This window comes from [Lactobacillus] rogosae, assembly GCA_900112995.1.
GTDB classification, from domain to species: Bacteria; Bacillota; Clostridia; order Lachnospirales; family Lachnospiraceae; genus Lachnospira; species Lachnospira rogosae.
Window position 1 is genome coordinate 1 of the sequence record FONU01000025.1, and the last position, 16976, is coordinate 16976.

General features: G+C 36.3%; 14 protein-coding genes, 2 tRNA genes and 1 pseudogene. All 17 read right to left on the bottom strand.

The features are described 5' to 3' along the window. Positions 1-1271, bottom strand: a pseudogene (locus BM157_RS10860) (hypothetical protein); the annotation flags it as partial. A 226-nt stretch (positions 1272-1497) separates the two neighbouring features. Further along, on the bottom strand, positions 1498-3069 hold the full coding sequence (locus BM157_RS10865; protein ID WP_055176871.1) for an MBOAT family O-acyltransferase: 1572 nt from the start codon (positions 3067-3069) through the stop codon (positions 1498-1500). Between the two features lie 44 nt (positions 3070-3113). Further along, positions 3114-4232 carry a hypothetical protein gene (locus BM157_RS10870; RefSeq protein ID WP_090141142.1) on the bottom strand — a complete coding sequence of 373 codons (1119 nt, stop codon included), beginning with the start codon at positions 4230-4232 and terminating at the stop codon, positions 3114-3116. Positions 4233-4488: 256 nt separating this feature from the next. After that, positions 4489-4965, bottom strand: a complete 477-nt coding sequence (locus BM157_RS10875; protein ID WP_318255944.1) for a TspO/MBR family protein — start codon at positions 4963-4965, stop codon at positions 4489-4491. Between the two features lie 111 nt (positions 4966-5076). After that, positions 5077-5223: a hypothetical protein gene (locus BM157_RS13080; RefSeq protein ID WP_318255945.1), complete on the bottom strand. Its 147-nt coding sequence runs from the start codon at positions 5221-5223 to the stop codon at positions 5077-5079. Positions 5224-5300: 77 nt separating this feature from the next. After that, positions 5301-6041, bottom strand: a complete 741-nt coding sequence (locus tag BM157_RS10880; protein WP_090141143.1) for a glycosyltransferase family 2 protein — start codon at positions 6039-6041, stop codon at positions 5301-5303. Positions 6042-6235: 194 nt separating this feature from the next. Continuing rightward, positions 6236-6322: transfer RNA gene (locus BM157_RS10885), tRNA-Leu, on the bottom strand. Positions 6323-6405: 83 nt separating this feature from the next. Next, positions 6406-6487, bottom strand: a tRNA-Tyr gene (locus tag BM157_RS10890). Between the two features lie 93 nt (positions 6488-6580). Further along, complete coding sequence (locus BM157_RS10895) at positions 6581-7477, bottom strand: hypothetical protein (RefSeq protein WP_022502372.1); 897 nt, start codon at positions 7475-7477, stop codon at positions 6581-6583. A 15-nt stretch (positions 7478-7492) separates the two neighbouring features. Then, positions 7493-8686: a glycosyltransferase family protein gene (locus BM157_RS10900; RefSeq protein WP_022502371.1), complete on the bottom strand. Its 1194-nt coding sequence runs from the start codon at positions 8684-8686 to the stop codon at positions 7493-7495. A 91-nt stretch (positions 8687-8777) separates the two neighbouring features. Then, positions 8778-9716: a dTDP-4-dehydrorhamnose reductase gene (gene rfbD / locus BM157_RS10905; RefSeq protein WP_055176861.1), complete on the bottom strand. Its 939-nt coding sequence runs from the start codon at positions 9714-9716 to the stop codon at positions 8778-8780. A 95-nt stretch (positions 9717-9811) separates the two neighbouring features. Beyond that, positions 9812-10897, bottom strand: coding sequence for a glycosyltransferase family 4 protein (locus tag BM157_RS10910; RefSeq protein ID WP_090141145.1), 1086 nt, complete (start codon positions 10895-10897; stop codon positions 9812-9814). Between the two features lie 11 nt (positions 10898-10908). Next, on the bottom strand, positions 10909-11997 hold the full coding sequence (locus tag BM157_RS10915) for a glycosyltransferase family 4 protein (protein ID WP_318255946.1): 1089 nt from the start codon (positions 11995-11997) through the stop codon (positions 10909-10911). Positions 11998-12019: 22 nt separating this feature from the next. Next, entirely contained in the window at positions 12020-13903 is a 1884-nt protein-coding gene (locus BM157_RS10920; protein ID WP_022502367.1) for a polysaccharide biosynthesis protein, read from the bottom strand. 2 nt (positions 13904-13905) lie between these two features. Further along, positions 13906-14982 carry a glycosyltransferase family 2 protein gene (locus BM157_RS10925; RefSeq protein WP_022502366.1) on the bottom strand — a complete coding sequence of 359 codons (1077 nt, stop codon included), beginning with the start codon at positions 14980-14982 and terminating at the stop codon, positions 13906-13908. A 3-nt stretch (positions 14983-14985) separates the two neighbouring features. Next, on the bottom strand, positions 14986-15708 hold the full coding sequence (locus BM157_RS10930) for a sugar transferase (RefSeq protein ID WP_022502365.1): 723 nt from the start codon (positions 15706-15708) through the stop codon (positions 14986-14988). 33 nt (positions 15709-15741) lie between these two features. Continuing rightward, positions 15742-16932, bottom strand: coding sequence for an aminotransferase class I/II-fold pyridoxal phosphate-dependent enzyme (locus BM157_RS10935; protein ID WP_055177312.1), 1191 nt, complete (start codon positions 16930-16932; stop codon positions 15742-15744). Positions 16933-16976 lie beyond the last annotated feature (44 nt).

A 16976-nucleotide genomic window follows, 5' to 3' on the forward strand; every position in this document is an offset into this window, starting at 1 on the left:
CTTCCACTTGTTCCGTTATCTGTGCTTCCGCCTGTAGTGCCGCTTCCGCTTGCTCCGTTATCTGTACTTCCTGTGTCACCACTTCCATTGGTATCATTGTCTGTGCTTCCACTATTATCTGAACTAGTATTTCCTGTGATGCTATCATCATCAGATGTATTAGCTGTTGTCCTATTGGTTGTATTATTAGAACTGCTGCCAGTAGTACTTTGTGTTACATTCTCAGTCTGCTTCTGTGTAGTCTGTTCTTCTGTGCCTGCCTCAGTTGAAGCTGTTGCCGCCTCATTCTTCTTATTATTCTTCGTTGCAGCCTGTTCTGTTGTATACTGCATATTCTGGTATTCATAAGAAGCACTCTTCTTATTGCTCTTGCCAGCCTTAACTGATACAACAAGAATAATAATAAGAATAATAACTATTACACCACCTGCAATCCATGAAACCATCATTCTTGCCGGAAGTGTGAGTGCTGGAAAAAGTCTTTTAATGAATATTGTAACAGCATTTTCCTTTAATCTTTTTCCTGTTTTTCTGTATACAGAACTTACAGCTTCTCTTTCTCTATAATCATCATTATTATTATTCTCATCATAACCATAATCACTGTCATCATACTCTTCATCAGAATAATCACTTTCATCTAATGAATTGTAATCATTATCAGCGACTGCTGCCATATCATTATTATCGGCATTACCAGCTGTTTCATAACCTAATACATAACTTCTTATGCCTGCTAACCAGCCGCTTATATAAGAACTGTCAACATCGGTTACGCTCTCAATCGCATCAACAGAAAGCATCTCATAAGCGTATAATTCTGTAAGCGACATTTCTATCTCTGATAAATTTCTAAAGCTCTCCTCCTGCTGGTCAAATGACTTAGGGCTTCTGAAGGCTATTGCCTTCTGCTTCATATATGTAACGAATTCTTCATCATCCTTAATATGAGTATATTCATATTCTCCTGTTGGTGCATTATTCCTTAATTCTTCTGCATTCTCACTTACCACACTTGTAAAGAAGAACGCAGATGCAATTGTTGCAACCTGCTTATGAATATTTCTTTCAAGGTTAAAATCACCTATTCTCTTACATATCTCAATAAGTGCCTTCTTTGCCTGGGTCATACTCTTTTCTTCGTTCTGATATACAGGGTATGCTAAAGCGTATACCTCTTTGTAAATCTTATTGCATAGTTCCTTTTTCTCAGCTTTTCCGTCAATCACATCCTGTACTAACTGTGAAAGCCCGTCATCTTTATTACTCATATTCATCTCCTGATATAATATTCTTACTAACGTACCAAACCTTAAAATAAGAACACTTTATGTGTGCCTTCACTATCTACTCCGTTATGAACAGAATAAATGTGAAAATGCTCCACTTAGGCATTCACATATTATTATACCACCTCCCACAATAATTGTCACTACAACAAAAAAACAGCAAATAAGCGGCTATAACCTGATTTTCGCCACTCATTTACTGTAATTATTAAAAATTAGCATATATAAAATCTGATGTTGTGCTTGTACTTCCATATATAAGTATAAACATTATAAATCCTATATATATAATCCATCTTATTACAATATTATATGATGCTATTGTTTCTCTTATGTTAATCCCCTTTTCTTTTAACAGACTGACAACAAATATAATAATACAGCCTGCTATAACAATTAGCAAATCCTGACTTGTAAGCCCTACAGCTTTAACAGCCGCCATTGAAAGCTGTGATATATGTGCCTTTGTAACTGTCTGTACCAACATAGCATTAGCAGCTCTTAAATCATTTGCCATATCAAAATAAAAGCCTATATTGACAAGAATAAATGTCCTTATAATGCAGAAGCCCTGATACCACCATTTCTTAGGATTGATATGAAGCTTTTCCTGTATCTTTGCATATACAGGTGCTAACATTCCACTTCCTGCAACAATTACGCCATTATATATACCATACATTATGTACTTCCACGCTGCTCCATGCCATACACCTACAACAAAGAACACCAAAATGTCAGCAAGTCCTACAGGAAGAAGCTTTCCAACATTGTTACCAAATTTCTTCTTGCTCCACTTACCGAATTTAGCCATACTCTTAGATAAAGAAAATGGATAGAATATGTAGTCCTTCATCCATGTACCAAGCGTTATGTGCCATCTTCTCCAGAACTCACTTATTGAGCGTGAGAAATATGGCTGTCTGAAATTCTCATCCATCGTAATTCCAAACATCTGTGCAATTCCTATGACAATATCAATTCCACCGGAGAAATCTGCATAAAGCTGTATGCTATAAAGAAGCACTCCTAACACATTGTACCATCCGCCATAATTCCAGTAATTATGGAATATGAGAAGGACTGCCGCATTTACCCTGTCAGCAAGTACCATTTTCTTAAAAAAGCCCCATAGTATTCTCTGGACACCAAACTGCAATTCTTTTAAATTGTAGCTGTGTCCTTCATACAACTGGCTTCCAAGTCTTTCATATCTTCCAATCGGTCCTTGTAAAAGCTGCGGAAAAAATGAAACAAATAATGCGTGCTTAAAGAAATTGCCCTGAGCCTTATGCTTGCCTCTGTATACATCAACAACATAACTTATTGACTGGAATGTATAAAACGATATGCCAAGCGGCAGTGTCAGATTAAGAACTCCTATCTGCTTTCCACTCCCAAAAAGTCTTAAAACTGCATCTATATTTCCAAGCATAAAATTGGTATACTTCATAATCCCAAGCATTCCAAACGCTATAAGTACCATAGCCAGTACTATTTTTTTCTTTTTACGGACAATATTTTTCTTGAAATCTTTCTTTTCTTCCCTGCTTATTCCGTCCTGCGGTTTCTGCTCATTCAATCTGTCCAGAAGAATTCCGCCCCTGTATGTAACATATGTTGTCAGTAATAACATCCACACTGTCGAGATATCATAAGAAGCATAATATACATAACTTATTATAAGAAGCCATATCCATTGCAGCTTTTTAGGTATCACATAATATATAATAACTGCCGCTGCTATAAACAGAAAGAACTCAAAAGTCGTAAATGACATATCTTTCTCCATTCCTATGTATTTTCATATAATATATATGGCAGTTAATAAGACTTCCACTCAAGTCCTGTAGCCGCCTCATAATCGTCTTTCATTGTCTCATACATATCTTCATATGACTTGTAGAAATATTCTTCCTCATTAACATTTCCCTCTGCATCATCTGCAAGTACTTTTGCTAATACATCTGAATATTTAACAGCAAGTTCTCCATACATATGTCCTTCTGTATCCACATAACCCGAATCATCTCTTGGAAGCACAGACATAAGCGTCTTATTAAAATCATAATATTTAATATTGTAGCTATCAAATAATTCTTTAAGCTTTTCGGACGCCCTGTCCACCTGTGCTTCCTTAAATGCATCTGGTGTTATAGGTGTTGACACACATACAACATTTATATCATTATCATTACAATAATCAAGAAAACGCTCAAACTGTGATATAACTGTTTTATCAAGGCTTTTAGCAGCATTTCCTTTCATTGTATTAACATATGATGGATTACCTGGCACTTCATTGATTCTATATCTGTAGCAGAATCCTTTTCCAAGATATGGACCACCTGCGGTTGCAAAATATCCATCTGTATCAAGTCCTGCTGACATATCATAATTCTTATATTCTTTTGTCTTTTTAAGTGCAATATTAGTCTTTGCCTTCTTTATCGTGCATTTCCAGGTCAGCCTTCTTGAAAATACATTTCTTATATCAAGTTCAGCCCTGTTATTCCACAGATATTCTGCCTTAACCCAAGTATCTTTCATCTGCTGGTATATAAATGACTTGGAAAAATGATTCTGGGACTGCCCATTCATCCAATAGTAATAGTCTACATCCACAATTACCTGTTTAACATTATTACCCGAATCGACAACTGATTTCAATACATAATAGAAATCATCAACCGTCTCTCCTGGTATTCCCATATTAAACGAATTAACATTCATATATTTATCAAGATATTCTGTATCTATACTACATCTTGTATGTGAAGCTCCAAGCACTATTGTGTCGTAGCTCTCATTTGAACTGTTCACATCATTTAACACAAAACGTATATATCCACTCTCAGCAAACAGATAATCGCACACAAGTATAACCACTGCCAGAACAACGATAAATAATACACATTTTATGTGTGGCCATGCCTTTTTCATTCCGTTCCTCATTTCCAACGAATAAATACAGTAAAACTGTACTTTTTGTATATTTCATCTATTATCTGCACTACTCTTACAATCCGGTAATTCTTTCCATTAATGCTTACTACTGTGCAGATTTTTGTAATTATACCACTTATACAGCTTTAAATTGTTAACAATATGTTAACTATTTTTGAATTTATTGCGAAATTATTACATTAAAATTACGCAATGACTACATTAATTAACACCTAATACCAAAAGCATCTGATTAGTTCATAATCGCAACCGCAATATTAAGATATGCTGCAAAGGTTACCCATAAAAGATATGGAACCATAAGCCACGCTGCCACTGTATTAACATTAAAAAATCTCCATATTGTAAATATTATTAAAATCCACAATATCATAAGCCATACAAACGCCAGCCAGAAAGCACCAAAGTTGAAGAATATAACTGACCAGCCTATATTGATTACAAGCTGTACTCCATATAATATCAGTGCTTCTGTTCTGTCATCATCCCTTGTCTCACATACAATATAAGATGCCAGTCCCATAAGTATAAAAAGAATTGTCCATACAATAGGAAAAAGCTGACCAGGAGGTGATAGTGCAGGTTTATTCAAATCTCTGTAGATTTCCATTGAATTACCTGTAAGAAGCCACGATATTACTCCTGCTCCTATACTTATCACCATCGCTAAAATCAGCCTTTTCCAATTCACTTTAATATTTCCTGTCATAATTCCTCCATTCACCAAAAAATGTAACATTTTATCTGTCAGAATTATTTTATGCAGAAATCACTAAAGCATACTTATAGTTTATTTAATTGTAATTTCACTGTCTGACCATTACAGACCACTCTTTATATTCTCTCCTGCCGCAGCAGTTGTTGCCGTTGTTACTGCCGCTATCTTATGAATTGCAATGTAATCTTTTGCTTTTTTTATAAATTGCAAATCTCCTGCTTTTTCTAATAATTCTTTAAACTTATTCAACTGTATTCCTCTTTTCTTAAGTCCACCAATTCACACATAAATGCCTGAATTTATTTATTGTAATATTATACTGACTATTAATCATAATAATGCTTAAAATACACTCTTGCAAATATTGCCCAGGTATCAGCGAATGCTCTTACACAGTCTTTTATTCCAATTCTGTTAACGCCTTTATCCCTTACAAATACAACCTCAACTGGCATTTCTGCTATTTTGAAACCCCTTCTATGCACCGCTACAAGCAGTTCTATATCATATGCAAAACCTGATGTTCTTATAAGATGTCCTACCGGTTTAATAGCTTCTGCCTTAAACACCTTAAGTCCTGTCTGCGTATCCTTTACATTAAGATGAAATAATATTATAAGCATTATATAGTAACACATACTTATTACTTTTCTTTTAAATGGATATTTAAGCTTTGACCCCTTATGAAATTTACACCCGATAACAACATCTGCGTTATCATCAAGCATTTTCTTAAGATAACCCTCAAGCTGTGCCGGATTAAGTTCCAGATCTGCATCAACAAATGCAATATACTTTCCTTCAGCCTGCGACACGCCCGATATTATGGCATTACCTTTACCTCTGTTCTTATCAGAAGTGACAAGCCTTACTCTTTTGTCTTTTCTTACCGCTCTTAATATCTCCGCCTTGGTATTATCCTTACTTCCGTCATTAACAGCTATAAGTTCAATTTCTCTGACAAAGCCTGATACTATATCAAGTGTCTTGATTATGCTTTGATATATTAATTTTTCCTCATTGTATGCTGGCATTACTATGGATAACATTCCATCTAATTCTACCATTGCACCCTCATTTCTAACAACAAATTGATTATTAATACAAAAAATGTGCAAAGCACATTCCAACACCAGGCATGGTAATCTGCGTCTAACTACAGATTCGTGTGGGTGTGCATCATCGGCACATAGTGCCTTTTGTGTAATAAAGAATTCCTATTACACAAAAAAGACTTCCTACTCATTTGTAGGAAGTCCTATGCCGGCAACGGGAATCGAACCCGTATGGGAGTATAAGTCCCGCAGGATTTTAAGTCCTGTGCGTCTGCCAGTTCCGCCACACCGGCTCTTTGGTATATCTTAATACATAATCCAAACTTGGTGCAGCCTAAGTTGCACTTTACTGCCTGCAAGCCAGTATTATGTAGAATGGGCGGAGAAGGATTCGAACCTTCGAAGGCAGTGCCAGCAGATTTACAGTCTGTCCCCTTTGGCCACTCGGGAATCCACCCATAATTCCTAAGTCAGTCTGCTAACTCAGGAAACTTTTTGCATTTTATCATATATATCTTATCTTGGCAAGTGTTTTTTACAATATTTATTAATTAATAAAACATATTAACCGAAGTAATACGAAATCCCTTATACTTCTTAAAATTATCATTGCTAATAGCTGATGTGTAATCATATATATTAACAGTTTCTTCTGGCACGAAAGATATCTTTACAATACCATCATTTCCTACAATATCTGCTGGTATCTTTAAAGTATTAAGGTTATCATTCACCTTATCTTCTCTTTCCCTGTCACCATATTCATTCTTATGGTACTTAACCGCTCCCTCTGTTTCATTATATGCAGTTATAGTTCCAATATATTCATCATTGGCATATACTTTAGTATCTGTATTATAGCTTGCACCATACACTTCAAGCACAATGTCTTTCTCAACTCTTGTTACAAATCTGTAATAAAGTGCTGCCTCATTACCTTTATTAGTATATATCCCTGTATGAAGTGAATAGAAACCCTTTGTGTATCTGTAAGGAATGTTCAATGCAGAAGCTATTGTCTTATCCTCATCTTTATCAGCTGTAGAATTATCATCAGCATCTTCTGATACATAATTATTCTCTGCTGCTAACATTTTTTGGAAATATTTATCAATGGCAGAATCTCTGTTAGACTCCACACTATCCTCATTAACCTCATCAGCCTCTTCTTCATCATCTGTTATAATATCGCCATAAAGCTTCTGTTCTTCTAATAACTTTTTATATTCTTCAAGCTTTGATATATCATATATCTCTGTATTACCAAAGTAATAGTCAAGACCATTTTCACCCGGCCACTTTGACAATTCACCATCTACATAGTAAAGCTTATATTCATCTGATACATCAAGCTTACTGCCAAGCACAAGCGTTGCAAGATAGAACACTGCAAGAATCACAACAATAATATATGCAATTATATTAATACATTTTTTCTTATTATTCATCCCAACTCTCCTTTTCTACGCCGTAAATGCGTTGACACCTGCTGTAAACCATAACCATATAAGAAATGCTTCCATAACTACTGCAAGAAATACCGCCAGCCACTTTAAGTCTTTCTTATCTGCAAAATAATCATATAAACCAATGTATACAACATAACTTCCAGCTATAAATCTGCACATTGACATAACTCCGCCCGTAAAAGGAATTATAAGTGTTATGACAGCAAATAGAACTTCTGAATAATATCTACATTTAAGCATATATACATACACGATTATTGCCAGTATCATAACCAGCGGAATCCAGTATCTTTCTGCATATATATTATTAAAGAAATCCCATATCATATTACCTATCCAGCCAGCACCATCTTCTCTCCATGCTGCCTGCACATTTCTGAACGCCCACGCATCTCCTGTCACATAATACAGATGCATCATATTAACAAATATGCCTGCCGGACATAAGAATACCTGCAATATCTTAACTGGATTTTTAAACATATGTACTATAAAACTGCCAAGCTTTCCAAATGTTATCCTGCCCTCATATAAATCAAGGTACATCTGCAATACGAGCGGGAATACAAGTATAACACCAACTATTCTTGTACAGCTTGCAAGCATAGCCGCAGCTGCTGAAATCCAGTAATTATTAATATTGCCCTTTTCTTTTTTTAGATAGTAAAAGAACACTGCAATAAGCATCATAAATAATGTTTCTGAATATACACAATGAAGATAGAATGAGTATGGTCCCATATATACAAGAACCACTGCAAAATATCCTAATCTGTCAGGCTTATAAAGCCTTACTGTCTTAACAAGAAATATCCCCATTATATACACATATATTAAGCTGAGAAATATTCCTGCCTGTGCATAATTAAGGAAGAAAAATATGTATTTAAACAATCTTATTGATACTGGAAATAACGGAAAAAATGCCCAGTTAGCCTGTCCATCTCCCGGCTTTATGCTTCCAGAAAGACTATATCCTTTTTCAGCAATCTTAATATACCAGTCTGCATCGCCACCAAGAAACATCTTAGCAAATGTAATATTATTGCCAAATGCTGAATTGGTAACACAGCCAATAAATATATAAAATAGTCTTGATACAAGCAAAATCAAAAGAACATTTTTCGCAATCTGCTTATTCTCTTTAGTAGCAATCCTGTTCCATAATCCAACCGCCTTCTCCTTCATACGTTTACCTTTCTTCTTAATTAGTAAATACGGATACACAATAACGAAATATTAAAGTTGTTGGGTTCTGACCCTGACATTATAATCATTTCTATTCGTTACCTGTAGCCTGTTCCTGTTCTTTTAAATATTTAATATACCTTTCCACAGCATTCTGCCAGGTTGGAAGCGGTGTAAATCCTGCCTCTTTAAGCTTTGATTTATCTAATCTTGAATTAAATGGCCTTGCCGCCTTTGAAAGGCCATATTCTTCTGTGGATACCGGAATAACCTTAATATCCATTCCAGCCTGTCTGTATATTTCACACGCAAAATCATACCACGAAATATAGCCACCCTCATTAGTTGCATGATAATATCCATATTTCTCTGTAGCTATCATATCAACTAATAATACTGCCAAATCAAGTGTATATGTTGGTGTTCCTATCTGGTCATTAACAACTCTTACAGTCTCGTGGTTCTTTCCAACCTTAATCATTGTCTTTATAAAATTATTGCCATTAGCACCGAATACCCATGCTATTCTTACTATAAAATATTTTGAAAGTGTATCAGCAACCGCAAGCTCACCCTCAAGCTTAGTCTGTCCATATACATTAAGCGGCTTGTATTCCTTGCAGTCCGGCTCCCAAGGCTTCTCACCCTGCCCATTAAACACATAATCTGTGCTTATATATACCATTTTACAATCAAGCTTCTTAGCCGCCTTTGCAATATTAGCTGTCCCTTTGGCATTGACAGCTCTTACCTTCTCAACCTTGTCATCATCTTCTGCCATATCTACTGCCGTCCACGCCGCACAGTGTATAATAACATCTGGTGATACACTGCTTATAACCTCATCTACAACAGCCTCATCTGTTATGTCCATCTTGACATATTCCATTGTTGTAACAGCACTATTATCCTGAATACCACTGTAATTATCAGCTATATCACTTCCTATTCCTGTGTACCCTCTTTTATCGAGTTCATTCATAACGTCATGACCTAACTGACCTGACACTCCTGTTACTAATACTTTCATACTTTCTCCTTAATGTCTTCTATTATCTTTCAATTTAATTATAATCCAGCACATTAATACTATTACAAATATTATTTATATACAATATAAATAATTTAATCACTTGTAATGAAATCATACACAACTTTCCCAAGTCTATCAGGTGCATATCTTTTAACTACATTTGCATATGCTTCTGTATCAACCTCTGTATTATATGACAATAATTCATCTGCAAGATTGTTTATCTGCTCATATTCATTACATCTTATATTAAATGTATTAATATTGCCGTCTGTAATCTCATCAAATATAGGAAGATTACTTGCTATAATTGGCTTTTTAAAACGCATAACCTCAATAATCGGCATACCAAACCCCTCGGCCTTCGACGGAAACACAAAAGCTGACATTGAGGCATACAGCTCGTGCTTTTTATCGTGGGTCACATAATCAAGATAAGTTATATCTTCATCTAACATCATTGCCGACCTTACAATCTGGTTAATCTCTTCTTCCTGCATCTTTCCACCAAGAATAAGTTTCTTCTTGCCACCCCGGTTCTTATATTGCAAATAGCCTTTTATAAGAAGGTCAACACCCTTTCTTTTCTCCATATTGCCAACATAAAGAAAATAATCATCATCTTTATTATCCCATTGCTTTTTAACAGGATTGGATATTATATAAGCATTAACATTCGCTATGCTCTTAGCTTCCGGGAAAATTTCTTCCGTTGTCCTTTTGGTCTGTTCTGAATTATATAGAATCATATCTGTATTCTTAAGTGTCTTTTTAAGATTGTACTTAAAATACATACTATATACTTGCCCGAAATATTCAACATATTCTATTGGAAACATATCGTGTATTGTAATCATAGTCTTAAAACTACCGCCGAGGTTAATCGGAATTATCGTATTAACTTCCCAGAATATATCAGGCTTAATAATATCAAGCTGCTTTTTCACATATGCAAAATAAGCATAAACTCCGGCACTCTTATACACCTGTTTTCCCTTTGTATATACTTTTATTCCATTTTTAATAAATGACTTAATATATTCACTCTCTGCAACATCTGATATAAGAACGAATTCCAGATCCTCATATTTCATAAGCTGCTTAAGAAAGTCATTAAGATACATTCCCACTCCGCTTGGTCTGCTGCCAAGCGTTCTTGCATCAACCGCTATCTTCATCTTTTTAATCCTTATTCTGCATATTTGTCCATAATTCCTGCAATTATATGGGCTGACCTGTCCCACGAATGACTTGAAAGTACATTCTGCACTGCCTCGTCACTCACCTTATTCTTTTCTAACAGCTCATCTATATTCACATCAGGCTTATGACAGTTGACATATGTAGCCGCATTTTTGTAAATCTCGTGCAGCACCGGAATATCACCAAGAACAATCTCAGCTCCCATACAGAGTGCCTCCATAGGTGGTATTCCAAAGCCCTCATAGGTTGATGGGAATAAAAATGCTTTGCAGTATTTCATAAGTGCTCTTGCCTCTGAATCCCTGGCATAACCAATCGCCACTACATTGCCAAGCTTTTCTATTCCAGACCTGTCCCCAAGACTTTCACCTGCTATTACATATGTACTTTCTGGGTGAAGCTTCGCATTATTAAGAATCCAGTTAAGATTCTTATTAGGTGCCAATGAAGCCATATACAGATAATATTTATGTCTTTTTATTCTTGAAGCATACTTGTCAAATATACTCTCGTCTATGCTGTTCACATCAAAGTGCTGCCAGCCATTGCCTGCAACTACTATTTCCTTACCATGGGTATTATAATTATCAATGATTTCTTTTCTGGAAAACCCACTGACCGTTATTATCGCATCAGCACTCTTAAAGGCTTTAAGATACATAAGCTTTCTGAACAATATCTCATGCCAGTCACCCGGCTCTCTAAAGAACTCCTTATGTGTCTTAAATGCTATGTCGTGTACCGTAACTATTCCATTTTTCATAAACAGTGATACTTCATTACATAAATATACAGGCTTAGCCTTCTGCTTGTCCACATATCTCTGAAACGTGAACTGTTCCCACATTCTTCCAGATTTTCCAGCCAATATAACAATCTTAATGTTATTATAGTGTGTCTTATAGCTGTTAATCTCCGCAGATGTACCTTCTGAATCAATCTCGGGCACAGCTATCTCAACCTCGTAAGGCTTATCCGCCATATATTTATCAAGTTCTTTTGTTATTTGTCTTGCGTACCTCTGGACACCTTTAATATGTCCATACAAAAAGCTTCCATCAATAATATATTTCATAGTAACCTCTTTTTGCAGTTTCTTATTGTATATCATTATCCGATACATGGTCAGGCTTATAAGTTGGAACGAATTCCTTTACAAGCCGTCTTACTGCCATCGCATCTTCTTTGTAAGCTGTTTCCTTAAGGACTTCTAGCTTGTCCTCAAAATTGTCTTTATCAAATTCAATAGGCTTGCCTATATGAATAAGCTTATTCTGTGTATCCTGAAGCCCTTCCTCTGCCATAAGAAGTTCTTCATATAACTTCTCACCAGGTCTTAAACCAGTATATTTAATCTCCATATCCACACCAAGTGTGTAACCTGATAGTCTTATAAGATTCTTTGCAAGGTCATCTATCTTTACCGGCTCACCCATATCAAGAATAAATATCTCACCACCCTTGGCGTATGCACCCGCCTGAATAACAAGCGACACGGCCTCCGGTATTGTCATAAAATATCTTATTATATCAGGGTGTGTAACTGTAACCGGACCCCCTGCTGCAATCTGCTTCTTAAAAAGAGGAATTACAGAGCCATTGCTTCCAAGTACATTACCAAATCTTACGGCTACGAATTCTGTATTAGATACTCCATTATAATACTGAATTATCATCTCACATATACGTTTTGTCGCACCCATTATATTAGTCGGATTAACGGCTTTATCTGTACTTATCATTACAAATCTCTTGGTATTATATTTGTCTGCCATTCTTGCAAGATTCCAGGTACCGGCTACATTATTCTTAACTGCCTCATTAGGGCTTCCCTCCATAAGCGGAACGTGCTTATGTGCCGCTGCGTGATATACAATATCCGGTCTGTAATGTGAGAATATCCACTCAAGTCTTGTGTTATTTCTTATTGAACCAATAAGCGTCACCACATTGGCATAAGGACAATTCATCTTTAATTCCTGCTGTATATCATAGGCACTGTTCTCATATATATCAAATATAATAAGGCACTTAGGGTTATGCTTGACTAACTGCCTGCAAAGCTCAGAACCAATTGAACCACCGCCGCCTGTTACAAGAACAGTCTTGCCCGATACATATCCAAGAATTGACTCCACATCAACATTGATAGGATCCCTTCCAAGTAAATCGTCCACATCAACATTTCTGATATCCTGAACATTAATCTCGCCGTCCATCATCTGATACACGCCAGGTATAATCTTTAAATTACAGTTAGTTTCTTTACAGATATTAAGTATCTGTCTTTTAGTTTCCTGCGATGCTGATGGAATAGCAAATATTATCTCATCTATCTCATAGTATCTTGCATATTCCTTAATACGCTCCCTTGTTCCAACAATCTTAACGCCTCGTATATACTTTCCAACCTTTTTAGGGTCATCATCAATAATACATACAACCTTGGAATTATCAAGGTATCTTGAATTAGCAATCTCTCTCATAAGAACATTGGTAGCCTCACCGGCACCAATTATCATAATCTTAATCTGCTCTGATGTATGTCTGTATTCCTGTAAAAGTGTTCTTATAAGCCTGTACATAAAACGGCTCGCACACATTGCAACTATAAGAAATACTACTGACATAAAATAACAGGCTCTAGGAAGCGGTGTTCCCATAACTGTTGTAAGACAGACGTGTGCCACCTCCGATACAATACAAGCCTCAACTATCTTATAAAGCTCGGCTATACTCGCATACTGCCACAAACTGTGATACATTCTGAAACACCAGAATATAAGCAGTGTTATAAGTGTAAATGGTACGCAGGTACTCTTAAAATTCTGTATATATTGTGACTCTATCGCCGCCAGATCAACGTTAAACCTCATTACCAGCGATATAAATACACAGCCGTTAACAAGAATTATATCTGTTATTATAAGAAAAAAGCGTCTGACTATTAACTGTAGCTTATCTTTCCTTGTCTCTTCCATAATTAACCTCTTTTTGATTTATCCATAAGTCCTGCTATTGTGCCTATTCCATAACTTAAATGAAGAAGCAGGAATAATACAGGAAGACAGGCATTAGTTATATTTCTTTTATCTTCAGCTTTAAATGCAGATACTGCCGCCATACCAGATGCCATTAAAGCATAGAGCACCCACATAACAGTTGTAAGCACTACTGTTACTTTTCTTAATGCCGAAATACCTTTTCCAAGTGTATGGTTGTGCCTTTTCTTAATGCACTCTGCAAGTCCTGTCGCTCCAATAACCGAACCTGAAGCTATTATTGCACTGACAAATGCAAATGGCACAAAATGATATATGCTAAGGCACTTAGGACATACCTTGCTTGTCTTTCCTATCCAGTAGCCGTTAGCATACTTCTGCTTAAGCATTGCCTTAAGACTGCTTCTTGTATACTGGTATGATATTATATCAGGGTCAAAGCACAGCTTATATCCAGCTTTTCTCATTCTATAATGAATTTCATTATCTTCTGTACGCACAAGTTCCTCATTAAAGAAACCAACCTTTTCAAATACTTCTCTTCTATATGCTGCGTGAAATAACGATTTAACATAAGTCTTTCCAGGATTATTCCTGTATGAAGCAATGCTTGAACCAAACATACTGCTCTCTGCAAGAAGAAGTGTCTCCTTAAATGGAGTTGGCTTGTCTATTATGTTAGGTCTTTGTCCACCACATATATATTCGCCTGTTTCAAGCACCCTCACATTCTTACTGACAAAATCCTCTGGAATTACAGCGTGTGCATCTACCTTTATTATCGCATCACCCTTATATTCCCTCAATGCAACGTTCCAGCCTGATGGAAGTGTCTTTTTAGGATTGTCAAGCACTACAACCCTTCTGAATTCATCTTTATTATCAAGTGCAAATTCACACATAAGTGCTCTTGTATTATCAGTTGATGCTCCGTCTACAAGCACAACCTCCATATTGTTATGGTCATAATCCTGATTTTTAATACATTCTAATATTCCATTAATATTCTGTTCCTCGTTATATGCAATAACACACATAGTAATAAGCATATCAGACATTTATTATCTCCTTCTACTCTTTGTCACTGAAAGCCTCTCGCTTCCAACAACAGATTCAAATGTATCCCAAAGCACCCTGCAATCCTCTGCAAAACCAAACTTTCTTAATGCCTCAAGATTATACTTCATCTTCGCAGGAAGTACTTCCTCAACATACGCTTTATCCGGATTGGCGGCATTGCCTAATATTTTATCTTCATCTTTATAAGCTATGCTTGTTCTTGATGTAAGCCCAGCCGGCAAAAGCAGTGTTGCATACATTTCTTTAGAATACTGCTTTACATACTCAGGCACTTCCGGTCTTGTGCCGACAAGTGTCATATCTCCTGCAAGAATGTTAAATAACTGTGGGAATTCATCAGCTCTTATCTTTCTTAAAAGCTTTCCCATTCTTGTTATTCTTCTGTCATTATCCACAGTCACAGAAGCACCAAGCTCATTAGCATTAACAACCATTGTCCTGAACTTGTATATCTTAAATATTCTTCCATACTGTGTAACTCTTTCCTGTCTGAAAAATACAGGTCCTCTTGAATCACATTTTATAAGTATTGCAATTATTAACATCGGCAATGCAAGCACAGCAAGCATTATTGATGCAACTACGATATCAAATAATCTCTTCACCATTAAAGAAGCTCTACGTTTATTAACTATATTGTAATATTTTCTTACTTCCCTTGTTCTCATAAACTTTGGAAGCTCATTCCATTTTCTAAGCTGCATACCAACCTCTTTTCTGCCAGTCTGTTAAACCTGTTATTTAAGGCTGTTAAAATTCTCTATAACATATTCTATCTGTTCATCTGTAAGATTAGTATGAAGTGGAAGTGTGACTTCATTGTGATACATTTCAAAAGATTTTGGGAAATCTTTTATATCAAAGCCAAGCTGCTTATATGCTGTGTGCATAGGAAGCGGCTTGAAATGTACATTCGTTGCAATTCCTGCTTCTGCCATTCTTATTATAAACTGGTTTCTGTCTTCTACATCTCTTCCAAGGAGTCTTGTAAGAAACAGATGTCCACTTGATGAATATTCATCTGTATAATGGCACAGGCACTCAACATCATCTGCCTTAATACCCTCTGTATACATATTAATCATCTGCTTTCTTCTTGCAAGCATCCCCTCATATCTTGTCATCTGAGCAAGACCTATGGCGGCTGTTATATCTGTCATATTACACTTATAAAGTGGTGCAATAATGTCATATTCCCACGCACCAAGCTTAGTCTTTGCAAGTGCATCCTTTGACTGTCCGTGAAGGCTCATAAGCATAATCTTTTTGTATATTTCTTCATCGTCTATTCCGTCAAGTTCTCTCCATACAAGGCCTCCACCTTCACCTGTTGTAAAGTTCTTAACAGCATGGAAAGAAAATGATGTAAAGTCCGCACATTGTCCGCTCTTATGTCCATTTCTTGACGCACCATATCCGTGTGCCGAATCAGCAAGTATAAGAACTCTTCCAAGTGCCTCCTGATAAGCATTAGCCGGCTTAAATAAAGCCTTCTTGCTCTCAAGTATTGCCCTTATCTTATCATAATCGACCATTACACCAGCTATATCCACTGGAATAACCGCCTTGGTCTTCTCTGTTATGGCTGCTTCAAGCTCATCATAATCAAGATGATAAGTTCCCTCCTGCACATCAATAAGCTTTAAAGTTGCACCAACGTGGCATACAACACTTGCTGATGCTGTATATGTGTATGCCGGAACTATTACCTCATCTCCCGCTCCAATTCCGAATAATCTAAGAGCCGTCTCCATACACGCTGTAGCTGAATTAAGACACGCACCTCTCTTAGTGCCAGTGAACTCTGCCATCTGTCTTTCTAATTCCTTGGTTCTTGGACCTGTTGTAATCCAGCCCGACCTTAATGCTTCGCTTACTGCTTCAATTTCCTTTTCTGATATATCTGGTGGTGAAAATGGTATATTCATCTTTTTTGTCATTATTATCCTTCTGCCTCTTTTCTATACATTCT